Source organism: Bradyrhizobium sp. Unk1, from assembly GCF_059512345.1.
In genome coordinates this window covers 32,133-55,047 of sequence record NZ_JCAMOP010000037.1, presented here as the reverse complement: position 1 = coordinate 55,047, position 22,915 = coordinate 32,133, and the positions used below count along the sequence as shown (strand labels likewise).

General features: G+C 65.0%; 23 protein-coding genes and 1 riboswitch. Of the genes, 3 read left to right on the top strand and 20 right to left on the bottom strand.

All coding sequences use genetic code 11. The features are described 5' to 3' along the window. Window positions 1-134: 134 nt before the first annotated feature. Window positions 135-1,271: a 2'-deoxycytidine 5'-triphosphate deaminase gene (locus AC5ZFO_RS35585; protein WP_404979889.1), complete on the bottom strand. Its 1,137-nt coding sequence runs from the start codon at window positions 1,269-1,271 to the stop codon at window positions 135-137. Window positions 1,272-1,351: 80 nt separating this feature from the next. Further along, a riboswitch (SAM riboswitch) is annotated at window positions 1,352-1,431 on the top strand. Window positions 1,432-1,502: 71 nt separating this feature from the next. Between AC5ZFO_RS35585 and AC5ZFO_RS35580 the strand changes: the two genes are divergently transcribed. Continuing rightward, window positions 1,503-2,699: an O-succinylhomoserine sulfhydrylase gene (locus AC5ZFO_RS35580; protein ID WP_282525062.1), complete on the top strand. Its 1,197-nt coding sequence runs from the start codon at window positions 1,503-1,505 to the stop codon at window positions 2,697-2,699. Window positions 2,700-2,874: 175 nt separating this feature from the next. Here AC5ZFO_RS35580 and AC5ZFO_RS35575 read toward each other — a convergent pair whose 3' ends face one another. From AC5ZFO_RS35575 to AC5ZFO_RS35565, 3 genes are read right to left on the bottom strand one after another with little or no spacing between them, the layout of a single operon-like run. Then, on the bottom strand, window positions 2,875-3,864 hold the full coding sequence (locus AC5ZFO_RS35575; protein WP_282525061.1) for an SGNH/GDSL hydrolase family protein: 990 nt from the start codon (window positions 3,862-3,864) through the stop codon (window positions 2,875-2,877). A 12-nt stretch (window positions 3,865-3,876) separates the two neighbouring features. Then, on the bottom strand, window positions 3,877-4,656 hold the full coding sequence (locus AC5ZFO_RS35570; protein ID WP_282525060.1) for an SGNH/GDSL hydrolase family protein: 780 nt from the start codon (window positions 4,654-4,656) through the stop codon (window positions 3,877-3,879). Continuing rightward, complete coding sequence (locus tag AC5ZFO_RS35565; RefSeq protein ID WP_282525059.1) at window positions 4,656-5,921, bottom strand: OpgC domain-containing protein; 1,266 nt, start codon at window positions 5,919-5,921, stop codon at window positions 4,656-4,658. The genes AC5ZFO_RS35570 and AC5ZFO_RS35565 overlap by 1 nt, the downstream gene beginning before the upstream one ends. Window positions 5,922-6,102: 181 nt before the next feature. Here AC5ZFO_RS35565 and apaG point away from each other — a divergent pair, with 181 nt between their 5' ends. Then, on the top strand, window positions 6,103-6,495 hold the full coding sequence (apaG, locus tag AC5ZFO_RS35560; protein ID WP_014491305.1) for a Co2+/Mg2+ efflux facilitator ApaG/CorD: 393 nt from the start codon (window positions 6,103-6,105) through the stop codon (window positions 6,493-6,495). A gap of 171 nt (window positions 6,496-6,666) precedes the next feature. Here apaG and AC5ZFO_RS35555 read toward each other — a convergent pair whose 3' ends face one another. The 3 genes from AC5ZFO_RS35555 to AC5ZFO_RS35545 all read right to left on the bottom strand — a co-directional run bounded on the left by AC5ZFO_RS35555 (window position 6,667) and on the right by AC5ZFO_RS35545 (window position 10,062). After that, window positions 6,667-7,674: an Hsp33 family molecular chaperone gene (locus tag AC5ZFO_RS35555; RefSeq protein ID WP_282525058.1), complete on the bottom strand. Its 1,008-nt coding sequence runs from the start codon at window positions 7,672-7,674 to the stop codon at window positions 6,667-6,669. Window positions 7,675-7,930: 256 nt separating this feature from the next. Then, on the bottom strand, window positions 7,931-8,854 hold the full coding sequence (gene argF, locus AC5ZFO_RS35550) for an ornithine carbamoyltransferase (RefSeq protein ID WP_282525057.1): 924 nt from the start codon (window positions 8,852-8,854) through the stop codon (window positions 7,931-7,933). Next, window positions 8,854-10,062 (bottom strand): aspartate aminotransferase family protein, encoded by a 1,209-nt coding sequence (locus AC5ZFO_RS35545; protein WP_212095151.1) that lies wholly within the window; start codon window positions 10,060-10,062, stop codon window positions 8,854-8,856. Before AC5ZFO_RS35545 ends, argF begins: the two co-directional genes overlap by 1 nt. A 456-nt stretch (window positions 10,063-10,518) precedes the next feature. On the opposite strand from AC5ZFO_RS35545, the gene AC5ZFO_RS35540 reads away from it, so the two are divergent. Then, window positions 10,519-11,031, top strand: coding sequence for a GcrA family cell cycle regulator (locus AC5ZFO_RS35540; RefSeq protein ID WP_014491301.1), 513 nt, complete (start codon window positions 10,519-10,521; stop codon window positions 11,029-11,031). A gap of 102 nt (window positions 11,032-11,133) precedes the next feature. Here the strand turns inward: AC5ZFO_RS35540 and phoB are convergent, their stop codons facing one another. The 13 genes from phoB to AC5ZFO_RS35475 form a co-directional block, all read right to left on the bottom strand. Continuing rightward, a complete protein-coding gene (gene phoB / locus AC5ZFO_RS35535) occupies window positions 11,134-11,841 on the bottom strand; it encodes a phosphate regulon transcriptional regulator PhoB (RefSeq protein ID WP_014491300.1) in 708 nt (235 codons plus the stop codon). A gap of 14 nt (window positions 11,842-11,855) precedes the next feature. Beyond that, window positions 11,856-12,572 carry a phosphate signaling complex protein PhoU gene (phoU, locus tag AC5ZFO_RS35530; RefSeq protein ID WP_028155152.1) on the bottom strand — a complete coding sequence of 239 codons (717 nt, stop codon included), beginning with the start codon at window positions 12,570-12,572 and terminating at the stop codon, window positions 11,856-11,858. A gap of 11 nt (window positions 12,573-12,583) precedes the next feature. Continuing rightward, a complete protein-coding gene (gene pstB, locus AC5ZFO_RS35525) occupies window positions 12,584-13,405 on the bottom strand; it encodes a phosphate ABC transporter ATP-binding protein PstB (RefSeq protein ID WP_014491298.1) in 822 nt (273 codons plus the stop codon). Then, window positions 13,402-14,247 (bottom strand): phosphate ABC transporter permease PstA, encoded by an 846-nt coding sequence (pstA, locus tag AC5ZFO_RS35520; RefSeq protein ID WP_282525056.1) that lies wholly within the window; start codon window positions 14,245-14,247, stop codon window positions 13,402-13,404. Before pstA ends, pstB begins: the two co-directional genes overlap by 4 nt. Window positions 14,248-14,251: 4 nt before the next feature. Beyond that, the gene (gene pstC, locus AC5ZFO_RS35515; RefSeq protein WP_282525093.1) at window positions 14,252-15,241 is read right to left on the bottom strand and encodes a phosphate ABC transporter permease subunit PstC; all 990 of its coding nucleotides are present in this window, start codon (window positions 15,239-15,241) and stop codon (window positions 14,252-14,254) included. Window positions 15,242-15,384: 143 nt separating this feature from the next. Then, window positions 15,385-16,398 (bottom strand): phosphate ABC transporter substrate-binding protein PstS, encoded by a 1,014-nt coding sequence (pstS, locus tag AC5ZFO_RS35510; protein WP_014491295.1) that lies wholly within the window; start codon window positions 16,396-16,398, stop codon window positions 15,385-15,387. Between the two features lie 144 nt (window positions 16,399-16,542). Next, entirely contained in the window at window positions 16,543-17,841 is a 1,299-nt protein-coding gene (locus AC5ZFO_RS35505; RefSeq protein WP_282525055.1) for an ATP-binding protein, read from the bottom strand. A gap of 32 nt (window positions 17,842-17,873) precedes the next feature. Beyond that, on the bottom strand, window positions 17,874-18,929 hold the full coding sequence (locus AC5ZFO_RS35500; protein ID WP_282525054.1) for a lysylphosphatidylglycerol synthase domain-containing protein: 1,056 nt from the start codon (window positions 18,927-18,929) through the stop codon (window positions 17,874-17,876). Between the two features lie 453 nt (window positions 18,930-19,382). Continuing rightward, window positions 19,383-19,493, bottom strand: coding sequence for an Rdx family protein (locus AC5ZFO_RS35495; protein ID WP_496123243.1), 111 nt, complete (start codon window positions 19,491-19,493; stop codon window positions 19,383-19,385). Window positions 19,494-19,505: 12 nt separating this feature from the next. Next, entirely contained in the window at window positions 19,506-20,438 is a 933-nt protein-coding gene (locus tag AC5ZFO_RS35490) for a haloalkane dehalogenase (protein WP_282525052.1), read from the bottom strand. Next, window positions 20,435-21,025: a TetR/AcrR family transcriptional regulator gene (locus tag AC5ZFO_RS35485; RefSeq protein ID WP_282525051.1), complete on the bottom strand. Its 591-nt coding sequence runs from the start codon at window positions 21,023-21,025 to the stop codon at window positions 20,435-20,437. Before AC5ZFO_RS35485 ends, AC5ZFO_RS35490 begins: the two co-directional genes overlap by 4 nt. A 121-nt stretch (window positions 21,026-21,146) precedes the next feature. Beyond that, window positions 21,147-21,443 carry a hypothetical protein gene (locus tag AC5ZFO_RS35480; RefSeq protein WP_282525050.1) on the bottom strand — a complete coding sequence of 99 codons (297 nt, stop codon included), beginning with the start codon at window positions 21,441-21,443 and terminating at the stop codon, window positions 21,147-21,149. Between the two features lie 2 nt (window positions 21,444-21,445). Next, window positions 21,446-22,840: an OmpA family protein gene (locus AC5ZFO_RS35475; protein ID WP_282525049.1), complete on the bottom strand. Its 1,395-nt coding sequence runs from the start codon at window positions 22,838-22,840 to the stop codon at window positions 21,446-21,448. Between the last annotated feature and the right edge of the window lie 75 nt (window positions 22,841-22,915).

Genomic DNA, 22,915 nt, shown 5'->3' with positions numbered 1-22,915 from the left:
CACAAGCTCGGTGTCATCACCCTGCGAAGACCGGGCGATCCAGTATTCCAGAGGCGCTTGTGATTGAGTCGAGAGGCCGTGGCGTACTGGATTCCCCGCCTTCGCGGGGAATGACAGCGGAGGGTGGGCTATTACTACACCCGGAAATGCTTGCTCAGCTTCAGCCCCTGCGCCTGGTAGTTCGAGCCGATGCGCTGGCCGTACATCGCGTCGGGGCGCGCCAGCATCTTCTCGTAGACGAGACGGCCGACGATCTGGCCGTGCTCGAGAATGAACGGCACTTCGCGCGAGCGCACTTCCAACACGGCGCGCGATCCCTGCCCGCCGGCGCCGGCATAGCCGAAGCCGGGATCGAAGAAGCCGGCATAGTGCACGCGGAACTCGCCGACCAGGGGATCGAACGGCACCATCTCCGCGGCGTAATCGGGCGGCACCTGCACGGCTTCCTTGGAGGCGAGGATGTAGAACTCGCCGGGGTCGAGGATCAGGCTGCCATCGGGACGCGCCGAGATCGGCTCCCAGAAATCCTCCACCGCATAGCCGGAGCGGCGGTCGACGTCGACGACGCCGGTGTGGCGCTTGGCGCGGTAGCCGACGAAGCCGTTGGCCTTCTCGCCGGAGAGGTCGACGGAGACGGCGACGCCGCCGGTGAGATCAGCATCGTCGAGATCGACCAGACGCTCGGTCGCATGCAGCGCCTCGAGCTCGTCGATGTTGAGGATGGCATCTCCGGTGCGGAAGCGCACCTGGCTCAAGCGCGAGCCCTCGCTGACCAGCACCGGAAACGTCTTCGGGCTGATCTCGGCGTAGAGCGGGCCGTGATAGCCGGCGCCGATCATGTCGAAGCGGCGGGTGCCGTCGGCGATGACGCGTGTGAAGACATCGAGCCGGCCGGTCGAACTTTTCGGGTTCGCGGCGGCGACGATCTCCGGCGGCAGCGCCAGGCTTTCCAAGAGCGGCACGATGTAGACGCAATTGGTCTCCAGCACCGCGCCATCGGTGAGGCTGAACTCGTGCAGCTTCAACTCGTCGATGCGCTCGGCGACGGTCGCGCCGGGACCGGGCAGGAAGCTGGCGCGAACGCGATACGCGATGTCACCGAGGCGGAGGTCGAGGCTCGCCGGCTGGATCTGGCTCTCGACGAAGTCATAAGCGGGCAGGATGAGGCCTGCCTCCGCCATCGCTGCGATCATGCGGTCGGGCAGGATACCATTGGCGTCGGCGGCAACCGTGAAGCTCAACCAGGGGTCCTCGTCGGGGGTCAAACGCATCCGGACATGCGGGAAATACTAGCCTTTTACGGCTATCCGATGGACGCCTTGACGGAAAGGCCATTGCGGAATATGAGCATCACTTATCCCGTGGTGATTTGAGCCGGCCGGCTTGCAGCCACGTTAAATAAGTCGCTAAACAGGCCGGGGACCTCTGTGATCCCGGCCCGTGGAAGTTATCCAGGCCGGTTTTTTTGTGACCATTTTCGATGGTCACGCAGAGGAGGTCCTATGTCGAAGTCCCCGGCGTCCACCACGCAATACCGTCCTGAAACCCGTCTGGTTCATTCCGGCACCCTGCGCTCGCAATATGGCGAGACGTCGGAGGCGCTGTTCCTGACCCAGGGCTATGTCTACAACAGCGCCGAGGAGTGCGAGGCGCGGTTCAAGGGCGAGGACCCCGGCTTCATCTATTCGCGCTACTCCAACCCCACCATCGCGATGTTCGAGCGCCGCATGATCGAGCTCGAGGGCGCCGAGGCGGCGCGCTCGGCCGCAACCGGCATGGCCGCGGTGACGACCGCGATCCTGGCGCCGCTGAAGGCCGGCGATCACGTGGTCGCCTCGCGCGCCCTGTTCGGCTCGTGTCTCTACGTCATCCAGGACTTGCTGCCGCGCTACGGCATCGAGACCACGCTGGTGGACGGGGCCGATCTCGACCAGTGGCAGCGTGCGCTCAGGCCGAACACCAAGACGTTCTTCCTGGAAAGCCCGACCAATCCGACGCTCGACGTGCTCGACATTCCCGGCATTGCCGAGATCGCGCACGGCGGCGGCGCGCGGCTCGTCGTCGACAACGTGTTTGCGACACCGATCTGGCAGAGCCCGCTCGCACTCGGGGCCGACGTCGTGGTCTATTCCGCGACCAAGCACATCGACGGCCAGGGCCGTTGTCTCGGCGGCATCATCCTGTCGTCGGAAGCGTTCATCGCCGAGCACATCCACAATTTCATGCGCCAGACCGGCCCGTCGATCTCGCCGTTCAACGCGTGGGTCCTGCTCAAGGGCCTGGAGACGCTCGGCGTACGCGTGCGTGCGCAGACCGAGACGGCGGGACGCATCGCCGACGTGCTGGCGAGCCATCCGAAGATTTCGCGCCTGGTCTATCCCGGCCGCGCCGACCATCCGCAGGCAGCTCTCGTGAAGAAGCAGATGCGCGGCGGCTCGACGCTGGTCGGCTTCGAGGTCAAGGGCGGCAAGCAGGGCGCGTTCCGCGTGCTCAACGAGCTCAAGCTTGCAAAAATCTCGAACAATCTCGGCGATGCCAAGAGCCTCGTCACGCATCCGGCGACCACGACGCATCAGCGCCTCAAGCCGGAAGACCGCGCCGCGCTCGGCATCAGCGAGGGCTTCATCCGCTTCTCGGCGGGGCTCGAGCATGCGGATGATCTGATCGAGGATCTGACCGCGGCGCTGGAGAAGGCGTGAGGCTCTTACCCTCCCCTGGAGGGGGAGGGTCGATCGCGCGAAGCGCGAGCGGGGTGGGGTGATCTCTCCAAGCGGGCAGTATTCGATGCGGAAGCACCGTCACCCCGCCCCGCTCCGCATTCCGCTTCGCTGCATGCGAAGCGACCCTCCCCCTCCAGGGGAGGGTGAGCGAAGCTCACATCGGCCGATACGTCCGCACATCAGCCGGCACATTCACGCCGAGCTTGATCTGACCGACGGAGCGGATGATGTCGTCGCCGAGGAGCTGGGCGAAGCAGGCATAGCCCCAATCGTTCATGTGCAGGCCGTCGGCGATCACGAAACTCTCGACCGGGATCGATTGCTTCTCGTGCCAGTCGCGCATCACCTCGAAGCGGGGGAAGATGCCGACGTGACGAAGCTCGGCGACCTTGCCGAGCAGCTGCACCATCTTGCCGGCGCTCTCCTTGCGCTGGTTCACGGCCGGCGAGTATTGCGGATCGACCAGCACGATGTCGGCCCCGCCGGCGGCCTGGATGCGGGAGATGCCGTCCTCGACCATCTTGGCGGTGTCACCGGGATCGAGATTGCGCAGCACCGCATTGGTGCCGACCTGCCAGATCACGAGATCCGGATGCACGTCGATCACCTCCTTCTGGAGGCGCTTCATCATCTCGGGCGCGTCCTCGCCGCCGACGCCCGCATTGATGACGGTGATGTCGGCGCTCGGATATTGCCGCCGGAGCTGCGCGGCGAGGCGGTTCGGATAGTTGAAATCGGGCGAGCTCGCGCCATAGCCTGCCGTCGACGACGAGCCGAACGCAACGATCGCGACGGGTTTGCCGGCGGCGAGCTTGCCCGCGACATGCGGCAGCGAGCCCATCGTCTTCGCGCCGCCCTTCGGTGCGAGGCAAGGCACGCGGCTGAAAATGTCGCCGGCGGATTTCGCGACCTGCTTCACCTTGTCGATGGCGCGCGCGGTCACGCCGCGCTGTTCGGGGGACGTCACGGCGACGGTGGTCTGGGAGGGCGAAGCGGGAGCCGGACTAGCGGCCTGCTGCGGCGCGGGCGTTGCCTGCATGGCCTGCGCCTGCACCGGTGCCAGCGACACCGGCGTCAGCAACAGCAGAGCCGCCGCGGGGGCAGCCAGCCACGCCGTCAGGCAAAAAGGGCGGAGAGAACTCATTAACGCTAGACCTCAATTTTGCTGCTCAGCCGGCCCCAGATGGGCTGCGTCGATCACGAACTGTGCCAACGCCCGGCCAAGGCAATCATGGACCTGTTTCGCCAGCTCTGGCCCGCGGGACGGGCTGAACAGGTCGAACTGACCCTGATCATTCCACTGCCGCATGATCGCGAAACGGTCGAACAGCGGGATGTCATGCTCCTGCGCCACCACCCGCATATTGTCGAGATAGGGCGGCACCGAGATCATGGTTTCGGTACGTGGGCTGTACTGCAAGTTCATCAAGACGACGTCAGCCCCTGCTTTTTGCAACGCGGAAACCCCTCCGGTCACCGCCCCGCGAAAATCATCGGGATCAATCGCTCGGATAGCATCGACAGTCCCGGTCTGCCAGATGACCAAAGTAGGCCTTTTTGCTTCCATCAGCTTAACGAAGGTGGTGGCCGCTTCCTCGGCCGTCTTCTTGCTCTGTATTTCTACGGAGACATGCACGGCCTCCGACGGCAGCAGCCTGTCCTTCAAAATGGCCTGCATGCGCGCCGGATAGGAGCTGTCCTCCGAGGCCGGAATCGTGGTCGAACGGCTGCCTATGACCAGGATTTCCAGCGGTTTGCCGGCCTTGATGGCGTCGGCGACCCTGGGAAGCTGGCTTTCAGTGGTGAGCAGATAGGATGGCAATTCGCAGGCCGGGGGTGCGGCCGGAGCAGTCGACGCAGCATCGCCCGCGCGCGCCAGGGGCGCGGCGAGGTTACCGCACAGCAGGACCAGGCTCAGGAGAACCTTCGCCTTCATCAGCCCCCTCCCGCCAGATCGGCGTTGCCGACGGCGTTTTTGGTTTTCGCACCGCTCTTGTCAGCCACGCGCTTGTACCACGAAATCACCCAGGCAACGCCCCACATGATCAGGATTCCGGAGAGACTAATCAGCGCATGCATGGCTGCGCCGCCGGAGACTTCGGCCAGGATGAAATGGCCGGCGAAGGCGAGGAAGACGCCGAGACAGAAGATCTCCAGGGAATGCTGGCCGCAGAGGATCAGCGGCCGCAGCCAGGGCGATTTCAGGCCCGGCCATTCCCGGGGCAGGAAGCGAACGGTGAGTGCGGCGAACGCCAGGAAATGCGTGAAGCGCAGCACGTCGAGATCGGCCTTGTCGATCGGATACATCCACTGCTCGAGCCGCTTCGGCATGAAGTGGGAGAGCTGCGGCACATACCAGGTCAGCGTCACGTAGAACGCCGCGACCAGATAGGCGATCGAGATCCACATCGTGACGCGGGACGCCAGGATGCGCGACATGCGTCGCGCACCTCCGAGCGCACACCATGCACCGAAGACGAAAAGCAATTGCCAGGCGAAGGGATTGAACGCCCAGAAGCCGTTCGGATAGGCCGACAGATAGAGGTCGTATTCCCAGGTCACCGCGTAGAGCACGACCGAGAGGCCGAGCGTCACGTCGGGCCGCCATTTCATCAGCCACAAGATCAAGGGCAGCGCCAGCATCAGCACGATATAGAGCGGCAGCACGTCCATGTTGACCGGACGAAAGCGCAGCAGCAGCGCCTGCACAATCGTGACGTCCGGCTGCTTGAGGAAATCCATGATGCCCATCTCTTCGGTGTAGAGCGGGTTCTCGAACCTGGTCGCAACGTAGGAGATTTCGGCGAGGAAGATCGTGAACAGAAAGACGTGGGCGACATAGATCTGCCAGACGCGCCGCAGGATGCGCGCGGTGGCGACGACGAAGCCGCTTTCGAGCATGGCACGACCGTAGACGAACGCCGCAGTATAGCCGGAGATGAAGATGAAGATCTCGGTAGCGTCGCTGAAGCCGTAATTGCGGATCGTGAACCAGGTCAAAAGGCTCGGCGGCAGATGGTCGACGAAGATCAGCCACAGCGCGAGCCCGCGGAACAGGTCGAGCCGGAGCTCGCGCTCGCCGATGGCGGGCAGCGTGATGGCCGGCGCGGCGGAGCGCGGCTTCGCCTCCGCAGGTCTGGCCTCCGCAGGCTTGCCGGTTCCCGCGATCGTCGATCCCGTCACTTGGTCGGCAATGGTCATCGGGGGTTCGAAACCCTTCCGCAAATCGCGACGTATCAAGGAGTGTACAGGTCCGGCCGTCGTCTCGCAAAGCGGCCGGATCACATTGGGATCTACTTCCTCGGTAATTCTGGCGGCACGATGTCGCCAAAACCGCCTGCGGCCGTTGGTTCCCGGCCGGGTTTTCGTTATGATGGCAGCCATGTATCGCGCCGTGACCCGCCAGATCGAAGTGACCGTCGAGCCGAACTTTGTTCCGGAGCAGTCGTCGGCCGACCGCTCCCGCTATTTCTGGTCCTACACCATCGTCATCACCAATTCCGGCGACGAAACCGTGCAGCTGAAGACGCGACACTGGATCATCACCGACGCCACCGGCCGCCAGCAGGAGGTCAGGGGCGAGGGCGTCGTCGGCGAGCAGCCGACCCTGGCTCCCGGCGAGCGCTTCGAGTACACCTCCGGCGTGCCGCTCGCGACCGCCTCGGGTTTCATGACCGGCCGCTACCAGATGGTCAGCGAAAGCGGCGAACGCTTCGAGATCGACGTGCCGACGTTCTCGCTGGACAGCCCGGACAACAAGCGGGTGTTGAACTAGGGCGCGCCGAGATCGTCGCAACACTTGCAGCCGTCATGCCCCGCGAAGGCGGGGCATCCAGTACGCCGCAGCCTCTCGGCTCAATCACTGCCGTCTCGGAGTACTGGATCGCCCGGTCAAGCCGGGCGACGACACCAAGTGTGTGGCTCGCAATGACGAAGGATGCGATGCCTACGCACCCTCGACGCCCGCCTCGGGCGGCGTGAACTGGTACACCGACGAGCAGAACTCGCAGGTCACCACGACCTTGTCGTCCTTGACCATGGCGGCGCGGTCGTCGGGCGAGAAGCTCTTCAGCATCGCGCCAACCGCATCGCGCGAGCAGGAGCATTGCGCCTTCAGGACCAGCGGATTGAACACGCGCACGCCGCGCTCGTGGAACAGGCGGAACAGCAGTCGTTCGCCGGAGAGCTCGGGGTCGATCAGCTCGACGTCTTCGACGGTCTCGACCAGCGAACGCGCCTCGACCCAGGCGTCGTCTTCGGCGACAGCATGCACCTCCGCGCCTTCGGGCGCATCGCCGGGATGCAAATCGGCCTGCCGCGCGCGCTCGGGCGCCTTCGGCAGGAACTGCATCAGCATGCCGCCGGCGCGCCAGCGATGCTTGCCGCCGTCGTTCGAGCGCCACTCCTCGCCGACCGCGAGACGCACGCGCGTCGGGATCTGCTCGGAGCGCAGGAAATATTCGTGGGCGGCATCTTCCAGGCTACCGCCGTCGAGCGCGACCAGACCCTGGTAGCGGCTCATGTCGGGACCCTGGTCGATGGTCATGGCGAGATGACCGTTACCGAGGAGCGTGCCGGAATCTTTTATCTCGCCGAGGCGCTCGGCATCGTAGCGCGCATAGGCGCGCAGGCGATCCGGCGCCATGTAGTCGACGACCAGGAACGACACCGGACCGTCGGTCTGGGCCTGGAGAATGAAGCGGCCCTCGAACTTCAGCGCCGAGCCGAGCAGCGTCGTCAGTACGATGGCCTCGCCGAGCAGCTTGCCCACGGCAGCGGGATAATCGTGCTTGGTCAGGATCTCGTCGAGCGCGGGACCAAGCCGCACCAGGCGGCCACGCACGTCGAGCGCGTCGACCTCGTAAGGCAGCACGGCGTCATCGATGGGAACCGCTGATGGCGCGCGAACCGGGCCTTCAGGCCCGGTATTCATGTCAGGGGATTGGGAAACCATGGCGCTTTATCTGGGGTCGATGGAGGAAAATGGAAGAGGGCGCAAGGGTGGTGTGTTCCGGATGCACTTATGATCGCACAGGATCCTGCAAATTCGATGTCGTCCCGGGGCGCGCGAAGCGCTGATACGGGACCCATAGCCACAGGATTACGCGATAGCCCGCGTAGCCCGGATGGAGCGTAGCGCAATCCGGGACCACTCCAACTGCGGACACAAACCCGGATTTCGCTGCGCTCCATCCGGGCTACAAGTGAGATTACTTCACCGCGTCAAAGCACCAGGCCAGAATGCCCTTCTGCGCATGCAGGCGGTTTTCGGCCTCGTCGAACACGACCGATTGCGGGCCGTCGATCACCTCGTCCGTGACTTCCTCGCCGCGATGGGCGGGCAGGCAATGCATGAACAGCGCATCGGGCCTGGCCAGCGACATCAGCTTCGCATTGACCTGATAGGGCTTGAGCACGTTGTGACGGTGCTCGCCCTCCTTGTCGCCCATCGACACCCAGGTGTCGGTGACGACGCAGTCGGCGCCCTTCACGGCGGCCTCGGGATCGGTGCCGAGCACGATCGGCGCGCCGGTGGCCTTGATGAAGTCCCGCATCACCTTTTTCGGCGCAAGCTCCGGCGGCGTCGCGACATTGAGCTTGAACTTGAAACGCTCGGCGGCATGCGCCCAGGACGCCAGCACATTGTTGTCGTCGCCGGTCCAGGCCACCGTCCTGCCCTCGATCGGGCCGCGATGCTCTTCGTAGGTCATGAGGTCGGCCATCACCTGGCAAGGGTGCGAGCGCCGCGTCAGGCCGTTGATGACGGGCACCGTCGCATATTCCGCCAGCTCCAGCAGGGCCTCGTGATTGAGGATGCGGATCATGATGGCGTCGACATAGCGCGACAGCACGCGCGCCGTGTCGGCGATGGTCTCGCCGCGGCCGAGCTGCATCTCGGCGCCGGTCAGCATGATGGGCTCGCCACCGAGCTGGCGCATGGCGACGTCGAACGAGACGCGGGTGCGGGTGGAGGGACGCTCGAAGATCATCGCCAGCGTCTTGCCTTCCAGCGGCTTCACCGGCTGGTGCGCTTTCTGCTTCGCCTTCATGGCGGAGGAGGCCGCGAGCATGCTCTTGAGCTCCGACAGCGGGAGCTCGTTGATATCCAGAAAGTGCTTCGGGGACTTGCTCATCAGCTTGCCGCCCGCTTGGTCTGACTGGACGAGATCGCGGCGCAGGCGCGTTCGAGCCGACCGACGCTGTCCTCGATTTCGGCTTCGGTGACGATCAAGGGCGGCAGGAAGCGCACGACATTGTCGCCGGCGCCGACCGTGAGCAATTTCTCGTTGCGCAGCGCCGCGCCGAGATCGCCTGACGGCACCACGGCCTTGATGCCGATCAGAAGGCCTTCGCCGCGCACTTCGCTGACGATGTCAGGATAACGATCGATCACGGAGGCGAGCTTCTGCTTGAGCAGCAGCGACATCTTCTGCACGTGATCGAAGAAGCCGGGCTTGAGCATGACGTCGAGCACGGCGTTGGCAGCCGAGATCGCGAGCGGATTGCCGCCGAAGGTCGAGCCGTGCGAGCCGGGCCCCATGCCGGCAGCCGCGTCCGCGGTCGCCAGCACCGCGCCGATCGGGAAGCCGCCGCCAAGCGCCTTGGCCAGCGACATCACGTCAGGCGTGACGCCGGTGCGGCGATGCGCGAACAGATCGCCGGTGCGGCCCATGCCGGTCTGCACCTCGTCGAACGCGAGCAGCAGACCCTTCTCGTCGCAGAGCTGGCGCAACGCCCTCAGGAAGGCGGGCGTTGCCGAACGCACGCCGCCCTCGCCCTGGATCGGCTCAATCAGGATGCCGGCGGTCTGCGGACCGATCGCCTTCTTGACGGCTTCGATATCACCATGCGGGACCTGGTCGAAGCCGTCCATCGGCGGGCCGAACCCCTCGAGATATTTTGCCGAACCGGTCGCGGCGAGCGTTGCCAGCGTGCGGCCGTGGAAGGCGCCTTCGAAGGTGATGATGCGGTAACGTTCCGGATGCCCCTTTGAGAAGTGATGATGGCGGACCAGCTTGATCACACCTTCCAGCGCTTCAGCGCCGGAATTGCAGAAGAACACGAAGTCCGCGAAGCTTTCATTGCACAGACGCGCGGCAAGCTTCTCGCCGTCCGGGCTCTGGAACAGGTTCGACATGTGCCAGAGTTTGGTGGCCTGCTCCTGCAACGCCTTGACCAACGCAGGATGAGCATGGCCGAGCGCATTCACCGCCACGCCCGAGGTGAAATCGAGATAGCGATCGCCGTTGGTCGCAATCAGCCAGCAGCCTTCGCCGCGCTCGAAACCGAGGTCGGACCTGGCGAAAACGGGGAGCAAGTGCGGCGCTGCGCTGTTAGTCATGACGATCACTTGAATGTTGCGGACGGTGTGAGCGTGCATTGCGCAACGCACCATTGACCGGCCCGGAAAACGAAACGTGCCGCCTTTTAAGGGCGGCACGCACGACTATCTTATGCCTGGTGAAACCGGTGTCAATGCCGCCCGGAAAGCCTCGCGAAACGCAGAATCCGTAGTCTTGCGGTGTCGATTTTGCGTATTTCCGCCACGGAACATGTGGAAGCGAGTCGGCGGACTCTTGCGCGTGAGTCACGCCATATTGTAGCGTTTGGCTTGTCAGATACGACATCTCGTGCAGCAGTTCTGATCCTCTAAGTCCTCATGTACCGGCGTAAGCGTTCGGGCGCATCTGGCGCGCCCGGCGAGCCTTAAGGGATTCTGGCGGCACGGGTTTTTCGAAGCTTAGGCATTCGCCGTGCGGCCGCCAGGATGGCAGGCGCCGGCGAAGGAAAGGGTGCAATGACCGTTTTGACCTGGTCGGATGATCGCGTCGAGCAGCTGAAAAAGCTCTGGGAGGCCGGACTTTCGGCCAGCCAGATCGCCGCTGAACTCGGGAATGTGACCCGCAATGCCGTGATCGGCAAGGTGCACCGGCTCGGCCTGTCGGGCCGCGCCAAGAGCCCTTCATCGGCAGCGCCCCGGCCGCGCAAGGCGCGCCCCGCCCAGCACATGATGCGGGTGACCCGCCCGATCGCGCGCGGCAACACCGCGCTGGCGCAGGCCTTCGAGGTCGAGGTCGAGGCCGAACCGGTCACCTACGACAACGTCGTGCCGATGAGCCAGCGGCTGTCGCTGCTGGAGCTGAACGAGGCCACCTGCCACTGGCCGGTCGGCGATCCCTCGAGCCCGGATTTCTTCTTCTGCGGCGGCAAGGCGCTCTCCGGCCTGCCCTACTGCGCCCAGCACTCGCGCGTGGCGTATCAGCCCGCGGCCGATCGCCGTCGCGCGCCGGCGAAGCCGGGTCCGCGCTGAGTTAGCTCCAGACAACCTTGTCCCGGCACAGGGCTGGGACGATCGAGCAAGAAAAAAGCGCGCCACCCGGCGCGCTTTTTGTTTGCTGGCTTGCGGCGGACCCTACGCCTGCTCCGCCTTCGCAAAGCGATCGTCCAGTGCGTAGCCCGCGCCGCGGACGGTGCGGATCGGGTCCTGCTCGCGGCCGAGATTGAGCAGCTTGCGCAGGCGGCCGATATGGACGTCGACGGTGCGCTCGTCGATGTAGATGTCACGGCCCCAGACGCTGTCGAGCAGCTGCTCGCGCGAGAACACGCGGCCGGGATGCTCCAGGAAGAACTCCAGCAGGCGATATTCGGTTGGACCGAGATCGATCGGCCGGCCCGAACGCGCCACGCGGCGCTTGTCGCGGTCGAGCTCGATGTCGCCATAGGCGAGCACCGTGGCGAGCCGCTCCGGGCTGGCGCGCCTGAGCAGGCCCTTCACGCGTGCCAGCAGCTCCGGCACCGAGAACGGCTTGACGATGTAGTCATCGGCGCCGGTCGCAAGGCCCCGCACCCGCTCGCTCTCCTCGCCACGCGCGGTGAGCATGATGATCGGGAGCTGCTTGGTCTCGGGCCGGGTGCGCAGCCGCCGGCACAGCTCGATGCCGGAGAGGCCCGGCAGCATCCAGTCGAGCACGATCAAATCGGGGATGTGCTCCTTGAGGCGGGTGTCGGCATCGTCGCCGCGCATCACCGTCTCGACGTCATAGCCGTCGCCTTCGAGGTTGTAGCGGAGAAGCTCGGTGAGAGCTTCCTCGTCCTCAACCACCATAATGCGTGCGCCCATGGTGTCGTCGCTCCTTAAGTGTTCGGGACCGTCGTGGCGAAGGTCGTCATGTCGCCCTTCGGCCGCTTGTCGGTGATCGCCTGGCCCTCGATCATGTAGAACACGGTCTCGGCGATGTTGGTGGCGTGGTCACCGATGCGCTCGATGTTCTTGGCGCAGAACATCAGATGGATGCAGAACGAGATGTTGCGCGGATCCTCCATCATGTAGGTGAGGAGCTCGCGGAACAGCGAGGTGCAGATGGCGTCGACTTCCTCGTCGCCCTTCCACACCGCCATCGCCGCCGGCAGATCGTGCGCGGCATAGGCATCCAGCACCGACTTGACCTGCTGCTGCACGAGGTCGGTCATGTGCTCCAGGCCGCGGAACAGCTTGAGCGGATGGAAATCGGTCTCCAGCGCCGCGACGCGCTTGCCCATGTTCTTGGCGAGGTCGCCGATCCGCTCGAGATCGGTCGCGACGCGCATGGCGCCGACGATCTCGCGCAGATCCACCGCCATCGGCTGGCGGCGCGCGATGGTGAGCACGGCGCGCTCCTCGATCTTCTTCTGAAGCGCGTCGAGCTCGGCGTCGATGGTGACGACACGCTGGCCGAGCGCGACGTCACGGCGGATCAGCGCGTCGACGGAATCGACGATCATGCGCTCGGCGATGCCGCCCATCTCGGCGACCAGGCGCGTGAGCTCCTGGAGGTCGGTGTCGAAGGCCTTTGCGGTATGTTCAGAACCCATGTTCCGTCTCCTCAGCCGAACCGGCCGGTGATGTAATCCTGCGTGCGCCGGTCGGTCGGCGACGTGAAGATCTTGCTGGTGTCGTCGAACTCGATCAGCTCGCCGAGATACATGAAGGCGGTCTTGTCGGAGACGCGCGCCGCCTGCTGCATGTTGTGGGTGACGATCGCGATCGTGTAGTTCTCGGACAGCTCCTGGATCAGTTCCTCGACCTTCGCGGTCGAGATCGGGTCGAGCGCCGAGCAGGGCTCGTCGAACAGGATCACCTCGGGCCGCACCGCGACCGTGCGGGCGATGCAGAGGCGCTGCTGCTGGCCGCCGGAGAGCGACAGGCCGGAGGCGTTGAGTTTGTCCTTGACCTCGTTCCACAGCGCGCCGCCGCGCAGCGCCTTCTCGACGCGGTCGTCCATCTCGGACTTCGAGATCTTCTCGTAGAGACGGATGCCGAAGGCGATGTTTTCGTAGATCGTCATCGGGAACGGCGTCGGCTTCTGGAACACCATGCCGACGCGGGCGCGCAGCAGATTGAGGTCCAGCTTGGGGTCGAGGATGTTGGTCTGGTCGAGCATGAGCTGACCGGTGACGCGCTGGCCCGGATAGAGGTCGTACATCCGGTTGAAGATGCGCAGCAGGGTGGACTTGCCGCAGCCCGACGGACCGATGAACGCCGTGACGCGGTTGGTGCCGAGCGCCAGATTGATGTTCTTCAGCGCGTGGTGCTCGCCATAATAGAAGTTGAGGTTGCGCACCGTCACCTTGGCCGGGGCTTCGGGCAGCACCGGCGCCTGGGGCAGGCCACCGGCCGCGCTCATCGATACGGAAAGCTCACTCATTTTGCGGTCCTCTCGGCGCCAAGGATGCGCGCACCAATATTCAGGGCAAGAACGGTCAGGGTGATCAGCAGCGCGCCGCTCCAGGCAAGCTGCTTCCAATAGGCGTAGGGGCTCTGCACGAAGTTGTTGATGGTGACCGGCAGGTTCGCCATCGTCTTGTTCAGGCCGAGGCTGAAGAACTGGTTCGACAGCGCGGTAAAGAGCAGCGGCGCGGTCTCGCCGGCGACGCGGGCAGTCGCGAGCAGCACGCCGGTGATGAGACCCGATCGGGCGGCACGATAAGCAATGCGCTTGATCACCAGCGAGCGCGGCAGCCCGAGCGCGGACGCCGCCTCGCGCAGCGCGTTCGGCACCAGCAGCAGCATGTCCTCGGTGGTGCGCAGCACCACCGGGATGACGATGACGGCGAGCGCGAGCGCGCCTGCGATCGCCGAGAAGCCGCGCATCGGCACCACCACCGCGCCGTAGATGAACAGGCCGATGATGATCGAGGGCGCCGACAGCAGGATGTCGTTGATGAAGCGGATCACCGAGGTCAGGCGGTCGTTGCGGCCGTACTCGGCGAGATAGGTGCCGGCGAACAGGCCGAGCGGCGCGCCGATGCCGACGCCGAGCACGGTCATGATGATCGAGCCGACGATGGCGTTGCGCAGGCCGCCTTCGGTCGAGCCCGGAGGCGGCGTGTCCGCGACGAAGAGCTCCAGGTTCAGACCGGCGATGCCGTTGTAGAGCAGCGTGATCAGGATCAGCGCAAGCCAGGTGACGCCGAAGGCGGCGGCGCCCATGCAGAGCCCGCGAACAACGATGTCCTTGCGGCGGCGGCGTGAATAGATCGGGTTCATGGCGCTAGTTCCCCGCCTTCTTTTCCAGCCGCATCAGCATCAACCTCGCCGCTGCGAGCACGAAGAATGTCAGCACGAACAGCAGCAGGCCGAGCAGGATCAGGCCGGACTGGTGCAGGCCGTCGCTCTCGGCAAACTCGGATGCGATCGCCGCCGAGATCGTGGTGCCCGGGGCGAAGATCGAGGAGGAGATCCGGAACGAGTTGCCGATGATGAAGGTCACGGCCATGGTCTCGCCGAGCGCGCGGCCCAGCGCCAGCATGACGCCGCCGATGACGCCGACGCGGGTGTAGGGGATCACCACGCTGCGGACGACTTCCCAGGTGGTGCAGCCGACGCCGTAGGCGGCTTCCTTCAGCACCGGCGGCACCGTCTTGAACACGTCGACCGAGATCGAGGTGATGAAGGGCAGCACCATGATCGCGAGGATCAGCGCGGCGTTGAACAGGCTGAGATAGGACGGGGGACCTGCGAAGATGGCGCCCAGCACGGGGACGCCGTCGAAGATCTTGATCATGAAGGGCTGGAAGGTGTTGGCCAGGAACGGGCCCAGCACGAAGAAGCCCCACATGCCGTAGATGATCGAGGGGATGCCGGCGAGCAGCTCGATCGCCATGCCGATCGGGCGGCGCAGCCATTGCGGGCAGAGCTCGGTGAGGAAGATCGCAATGCCGAGACCCACGGGAATGGCAATCAGCATCGCGATGAAGGAGGTCACGAGCGTGCCGTACATCGGTCCGAGCGCGCCGAGCACCGGCGGATCGGCGGACGGCGCCCAGCGCTGCGTCCACAGGAAGGAGAGGCCGTATTCCTTCATCGCCGGGAAGGCGCCGACGATCAGCGAAATGATGATGCCGCCGAGGATCAGCAGCACCGAGATCGCGGAAAGCCGCGTGATCCAGTAGAAGGTGACGTCGCCGAGCTTGAAGGCGCTCAAGGCCTTGGCGCGGTCATACGGTCCGGCGTCGTCGATTATATCGCTCTGAACGGCCATCTCTGCCACGCCGATCCCCTGTGCCCGTTTGATATACGCTTGTTGTCGGTCTTGTTGTTGGTGTTGCGCTCCGGATGCGGCGCGAGGCCGATCCGGAGCGGAGGTCTTGTGAGATTCCGGCGCCCAGTCCGGGACAAGAGCGCTTAGCTCTTGATCTCGGCAGCCCAGGTCTTCTCGATCAGCTGGACGACCGGGTCCGGCATCGGGATGTAGTCGAGCTCTTCAGCCGCCTTGCCGCCGCTCTTGAAGGCCCAGCGGAAGAACTTGATGGCTTCCTGCGAGGCTGCCTTGTCGGTGGCATCCTTGTGCATGAGGATGAAGGTCGCCGCCGTGATCGGCCAGGACTTGTCGCCGGGCTGGTCGGTCAGGATGACGTAGTAGCCGGGAGCCTTGGCCCAGTCGGCGTTGGAAGCCGCGGCCTGGAAGGCTTCGACCGTCGGCTGCACCGGCTTGCCGGCCTTGTTGACGAGACCGGTGTAGGTCAGCTTGTTCTGCTTGGCATAGGCGTACTCGACGTAGCCGATCGAGTTCTTGGTCTGGCTGATGTTGCCCGACACGCCTTCGTTGCCCTTGGCGCCGACGCCGACCGGCCACTCGACCGCGGTGCCCTCACCGACCTTGCTCTTCCAGTCCGCGCTGGCCTTGGAGAGATAGTTGGTGAAGTTGAAGGTGGTGCCCGAACCATCCGAGCGGCGGACCACGGTGATGGCGTCCGACGGCAGCTTCACGTTCGGATTGAGCTTCTTGATCGCGGCGTCGTCCCACTTGGTGATCTTGCCGAGATAGATGCTGGCCAGGGTCTCGCCGTCGAACACCAGCTCGCCGGGCTTCACGCCCTCGATGTTGACGACCGGAACGATGGCGCCCATCACCATCGGCCACTGGACGAGGCCGTCCTTCTCGAGCTGCTCGGCCTTGAGCGGCGCGTCGCTGGCGCCGAAGGTCACGGTCTTGGCCTGTATCTGCTTGATGCCGCCGCCGGAGCCGATCGACTGGTAGTTCAGACCGTTGCCGGTCTCCTTCTTGTAGGCGTCAGCCCACTTGGAATAGATCGGGAACGGGAACGTCGCACCGGCACCCGTAATGTCGGCAGCAAAGGCCGCCGTCGCCGATGCGGCGACCAAGCCGGCAGCGACGATCGTTTTGATGAAATTCATGGTGGTCTCCATACAGGGGAGCGAAGCGCCATCCGCGCCCGATCGCGCTCCCCGTGCCGCCCCTTTAGGAGCGGTCGGCTGTGCTTTTACGAAGGTTTCGTGACAGCTGGATGACACATACAAGCGTTTGAAATCGCTTGAATATCAGGTTAGAGTCGCGGTCTTCGCCTGGGGAAAACAGGCCGTGAAAACGGCACCCTGCTTGGGCACGCTCTCGATCAAAAGCCGGCCGCGATGGCGGTTAAGAATATGTTTCACCAGCGATAATCCGAGCCCCGTCCCGCCCTGCGACCGGCTGTCGCCGACGTCGACCCGGTAGAACCGCTCGGTCAGCCGCGGCAGGTGCTCGGGCGCGATGCCAGGGCCGAAATCGCGGACCATGACCCGGATTTCCTGAGTTCCATCAGTGGCTGCCGCGGCCGCCAGCGACACGATGACACGTCCGCCCGACGCCCCGTATTTGAGCGCGTTCTCAATCAGGTTCTCGAACAGACGGAGCAATTCCTCGCGATCGCCCGCGATCATCACCGGGGTCTCAGGCAGATGGGTTTCGACCTCGACCTGGCGCTCCCGCGCCAGTGGCTCGAGCCCGTCGGCGACCTGGAAGATGATCGGCAACAGGTCGACCAGGGTGTCGGGCCGCACATGGGCCGACAGCTCGACCCGCGACAGCGAGAGCAGATCGTCGATCAGGCGCGCCATCCGGGTCGCCTGGTTGTGCATGATGCCGAGGAAGCGCTCGCGCGCCTTGGGATCGTCCTTGGCCTGGCCCTGGAGCGTGTCGATGAAGCCCGACAGCGCGGCGAGCGGCGTGCGCAGCTCGTGGCTGGCATTGGCGACGAAGTCCGCGCGCATTTCCTCGACCCGGCGCAGCGGCGTCTGGTCGTGGAAGGTCATCAGCATGCATTTGTCGGCGCCGCCGAAGGAGGTCGGCACCGGCACCGGCGTGATGATCAGCTCCATCCAGCGATCGACCGGGACATGGTCGAGATAGGTCGCACGCCGCGGTTCGGTGGTGGCGATCGATTCACGCAGCGCCGTGATGATCTCCGGCGAGCGCAGCGCGAACTGGGCGAGCTCGTTCTTGCGCAGCGCCGGCGCCAGCTGGGCGGCGGCGGCATTGAGATGGATGACACGCCCGGCGCGGTCGAGCAGCACCGCCGGATCCGGCATGCCGGCGACGACCGCAGCCACCGCCGCGCTCTCGACCTGGTTGACGCGGCGGGTGTCGTCGCGCGAGGCGGCGTTGTCGTGCAGCCGCCAGGGGATCAGCGCCGCGGCCGCGATGCAGAGGAACACCGTCGCCGCCCGCATCACCGACAATTCGCCGAGCGAGACCACCACCGACAGCGCCAGCGCCGCGGCGATCAGGATGACGGTCGAGTGCCGCAGCCGGTCGGACCAGGGCTGCGCCGAGGGAGAAGATGGGGCGTCGATCGCCATCGGGGCGGGCTTCTCCTAAGGGGATGCGCCGGTCAGGCGCCGCTGTCGCTGCGCTCTCTCACATAGGCGGCTTCACGTGCCGGGCCGGGGTCGAGCTTGAGCGCCGCCTGCTGCAAGCGCTTCGATCGAGCGCCGATTATAACCTCGCGAAACGTCAGCAAGATTACAGATATGACGAAGGGGGAGAGATAATAGAGGACGCGGAACAGGAGCATGCCACCCAGCAGTTCCTCGCGATCCATCTGCCAGAGGCCGACCAGCATGGCGGCATCGAACACGCCGAGCCCTCCCGGCGAGTGGCTGGCGAAACCGAGCAGCGTCGCCGAGACGAAGATCACCGCCACCACGACGAAGCCGAGATTGGGCTCGTCCGGGACCAGCACGTACATCGCGAGCGCACAGAAGCCGAGATCGATGATGCCGATGGCGATCTGGAGCAGCGTCAGCGGTCCGCCCGGCAGCACCACGGTCCAGGGCCCGCGGCCGACCACCCGCGGCTGGGTCCAGACCCAGACCACATAGGCGACCAGCCCCACGATGATCATCATCGCCAGCATCCGGTTCAGCCAGGGCGGAAGCTGGTCGATCGAGGCCGCGGCTTCCGGATGGTAGGAGATGCCGAGGCCGAGCACCGCGGCATTGCCGAGCCAGAAGGTCAGGCCGGCGAGAAAGCAGATCTTTGCGACGTCGATCGCGTTCAGGCCATAGGCGGAATAAATGCGGTAGCGCACCGCGCCGCCGGTGAAGACGCTGGCGCCGACATTGTGGCCGATCGAATAGCTGGTGAAGGCGGCGAGCGCATTGATGCGGTAGGGCACATGGGCATGGCCGATCGCGCGCACGGCGAACAGATCGTAGAAGGTCAGGGTGAAATAGCCCGCGGCCACGAACAGCGCCGCCATCGCAATCTGGCTCGGCTCGGTGCTCTTGATCGCTTCGAGGACCTCGTTGACGTCGATGCCCCGCAGCATGTGGTAGAGCACATAGCAAGCGATGCCGATGACCGCGACGCTGATCACAACTCCAAGTTTATGCAGGACTTGCTTCTGGCGCAGAAACGTCATCGCCCTGCGTATGGCTTCCAGCATCTAGACCTCGAACAACGCTTCAGCGGCCAGGGCGGCCGGCGGACAGGCGGACGACGTACAGGCACTCAACGAACCCTTGCCGCCGGCTCCGGCATCGCGCGTGCCCCATGCCCCTCCACTAGCGCGTTTTGGGGCGGAGTGGAATTCAGCAATTCGAACAAAAACTCGTGCCTTCAATATTTTAGGCAGGGTTGCGGGCTCCTGATGCACGGATTGGCGCTTTCGGCGGCAAGACTGACGCGAATCTCCATGGCAATCCTGCGCAGGCGCCATGAAGTTTTGATGATTTCGACCGCACAATGTTCCGTCACGACTTAAGCCAACGTCAATCTATGGGCCGCCCCCGCCTGGCGAAAGAGGGCTGGCCGGAGCTGTTGTTCAGGGATTTCCGGCGGGCTGAAAGGCCGCGGCGACGGCCGTGGCCTCAGGGAGGCGATCAGATTCCGCCCCGGATCAGGGCCACACGGAAGTGACGGCGGCACGCTGCCGCAGCGCAGCAGCGGCCTCCTTGGCGCGCTTCTCGTAGCCGCAGGGACGGCAATAGATGATGGTCACGTCAGGCATCGCGCCCTCCTATCAGGCCGCGCGCTGCGGACGCACCGCCTCGATGCCGGCGATCCAGCCGGCGACGGAACGGCCGATCGCCTCGGGGTGATCCTCCTGGAGGAAGTGCAGGCCTGCTCCGAGGCGGACCAATGCGCAGTGCTTCAGCGAGGCCGCGAACCGCTCGGCAAATTCGGGCGCGACGAGCGCACCGGGCGTGCCCGAGAACAACAGCTTCGGATAGGACGATGCAGCGAGCGCGGCATGCGCGGATCGGAGCATCTGGTAGACGTCGGCGGGCTCGCCCGCGATCGGCAGCTCGCGGGGGAAGGCGAGAACGGGCCGGCGGCTCTCCGGCGTCGGGAATGGCGCACGGTAAGGCGCCATCTCGTCCTCGCCGAGCTTGCGGACGATCCCACCGGGCAGCACGCGTTCGACGAACGCGTTCGCCTCCAGGATCATCGCTTCGCCCTCGCCCTCCGTCCTGAATTTGCGGAACGCCGCCCTCGCCGCCTCGGCGTGATCCTGCTCCTCCGCGACCTCGGTGTGGTGAAAGTCCTGCCAGGTCGGCATCGGCCGGATGAACTCCATGAAGGCCAGGCCGCGCACGAAATCGGGCCGGCGCGCGGCGAGATGGAACGCGAGCGCGGTGCCCCAGTCCTGCGCGACGAGATAGGCCGATTTGATGCCGCGCTGTTCGATGAATGCATCGAGATAGCGGACGTGGTCGACGAAGCGATAGCCGATGTCGGGCTTGCCGGATTGGCCGAAGCCGACGAGATCGGGCGCGATGCAATGTGCGACCGGCGATACCAGCGGCAGGATGTTGCGCCAGATATGCGACGACGTCGGGTTGCCGTGCAGGAACAGGGCAGCGGGCGCATCGCGATCTCCCATCTCGCGATAGGCCATCGTGCTTCCCAGCACAGACGCTTTGCGAATCTCGATTTCGATTGGCTTGCTCATGTCAGCTCCCTGAAGACGGTTTGAAAGGCGATGGTCTTGAAACGTTCGAGGGCGTTGGGATTGCGGTCGACCTTCATGCGCAGGATCGCGCCCTGCCAGGATGCGAGCAGGAAATCGGCGAGATCTTCGGGCTCGAAATCGGATGCGATCTCGCGGCACGTCTGGGCGTCCCTGATGCAGGCGGCGAACGGCGTGCGCCACTCAGCGAAGATTTCGGCGAGACGCGCGCGCAGCATTTCGCTGCTGGCTGATGCCTCCAAGCTGAGATCTCCGATCAGGCAGCCGCGCCCATAGCCGTCGGCCTCCAGACGGCCGGTGATGATGTCGAGATAGCGGCGCAGCCGCGCGCGCGGCGTCAGCGAGGTGTCGTCGAGCGCCTCCGCGACCAGTCCCCTCGTGGTGTCGAAGTAGCGGTCGAGCACCTCGGAGGCGAACACCTCTTTGGAACGAAAATGGTTGGTGAAGGACCCCTGCGGCGCGCCGGCCGCGGCGGTGACATCACGCACGCTGGTGCCGTGATAGCCGGTCCGGAACATGACCTTCAGGCCGGCATCGAGGATGGCGTCTTTGAGTGAGGGCTTTGGCATGAGCGAATAATACGTACGTACGTATTATTGTCAAGCGCATTCTGATCGGCAATTTGCTTGCCGATCAGGCCGTTATTGCAATGTTGGATAGAGGCCCCGCCCTCCGAGCGAACCTGAATATCTAAGCCGCAGGCTGGCTCCGCGAGACCACCCTGTCGCGCAGCCAGGCGCCGATGGTGCAGCCGACGAGGTAGCAGGCGAACATGACCAGCCCGAGATCGAGCCAATAGCCGAAGCGGCCGGGCACCACATGCGCGAAGGAGGCAGCGACCAGGGCGGCAGCAAGCGCGCCGAGCCAGCGCGCGGTCACCTTCGAGGTGCCGTTGCCGCGCTGGACCACCGAGATCCAGCCCATGCAAAAGCCCAGCAGCAGCGAGCCGATCAGCCAGCCCAGATGGAACGAGACGAGATAGGGCATCGTCACCTCACCAGAAATTCGATGCGGCGGTTCTGCGCCTTGCCTTCGTCGGTGTCATTGCCGGCGAGGGGCTGCGTGGCGCCATAGCCAACCGGAGTGAAGCGGGTGGCCGGCAACCCGGCCTTGACCAGATAGTCGATCACGGCCTGCGCGCGCTTCTCCGAGAGAGCCTGGTTGAAGGAGTCCTCACCATCGGCATCGGTGTGCCCGGCCACCTCGATATTGGTGGTGGGGCAGCGCAGCGCCGTCTCGATCAGATGGTCGAGAATGCCGGCGGAATCCGGGTCGATGTCGGCGCGTTTCGTTGCGAAGCGGATCTTGCCCTTGTTCAGGAGCTCCGAGAACAATTGCTGGCAGACCGTGCCATCGACCGGACCCGCGGCAGGCTTCACCGTAATCTCCGGCTTGTACTGCCAGTTCTTCGGGAAGTCCTTGCCGAGGCCTGCGCGGATGTCGTTGGCGGCGCCCTCGTAGAGGGCATCGCCCGACAGCTTCACCTCGCGATCGGACACCACGAGCGTACCGGTCGACAGCCGCGACAGCGCGCCGAGCGCTGCGACCACGGCAGTATTGAAGGAGCCGGGTGCGCCGACGCTGGCCTTGAGATTGTCGACGACCTTTTCGGTGAAGAACTTTCGCGAGGCACTGGTTGCAATGGCCGCGTGCACGCTGTTGTCAGGCACGTAGCCCGTCAGCGTCACGGTCGCCGCGACCGGGTCCTTGTAGGCCTGGAAGATGTAGGGCGGCGCCTTGACGTCGTTGGCGGCGACCGAAAAGCCCTCGGGCAGGTTCTTGAGCGCGGCCGCGATCGCCTCACGGCCGCCGAGGTCGCGCGCCATGCCCGACAGATTAACCTTGGTGTCGGTGATCGTGATCTTGCCGTCCTTGAGCTTGCCGATCTGGTCGAGCAGCAGCATCGCGGCCGCCTCGAACCGCGGCGGCGCGCCGCGCGCGAGGCCCATCTGATCGGCGACCTCGGTCCCGTTGACCTCCTTGCGCGCGGCCTCGGTCAGGCGTGCCTTCATCGACGGCAGGGGCGCGGAGCCGGACAGCGTTACCCGCACCACGTCACGCTCGGCATTCCAGACGAAGGGCGTCGCTTCGGGAACAAGGCGGGTCCGGTCGTCGACCAGGCGCACGCCCGGGACGAGCTCGACCGCCATCACGGCATCGCGGCGCCCCTCCTCGGAAAAGGCGTCCGCGGCCAGGCTGACGTCCCGGCCGTCGACCGCGATCCGGGTCTTGTCCAGAACAGTCTCCTTGAGCGCCGCCGAGCTGCGGGCGGACAGGTCCGCCTCGACCGGCAAGGTATTATTCCAGGCCGCAAATCCCCACATGACGGCCAGGGGGATCAGCCCTGGCCACCATTTGCTGGCCCACCTGAAAAGCTTCTGCATTCAACGACCCGAACTCTGGAACCGGAGACAAAACAAACCCTTGGCGGGCTGTCAAACCGGAAATGATGCCCTTCC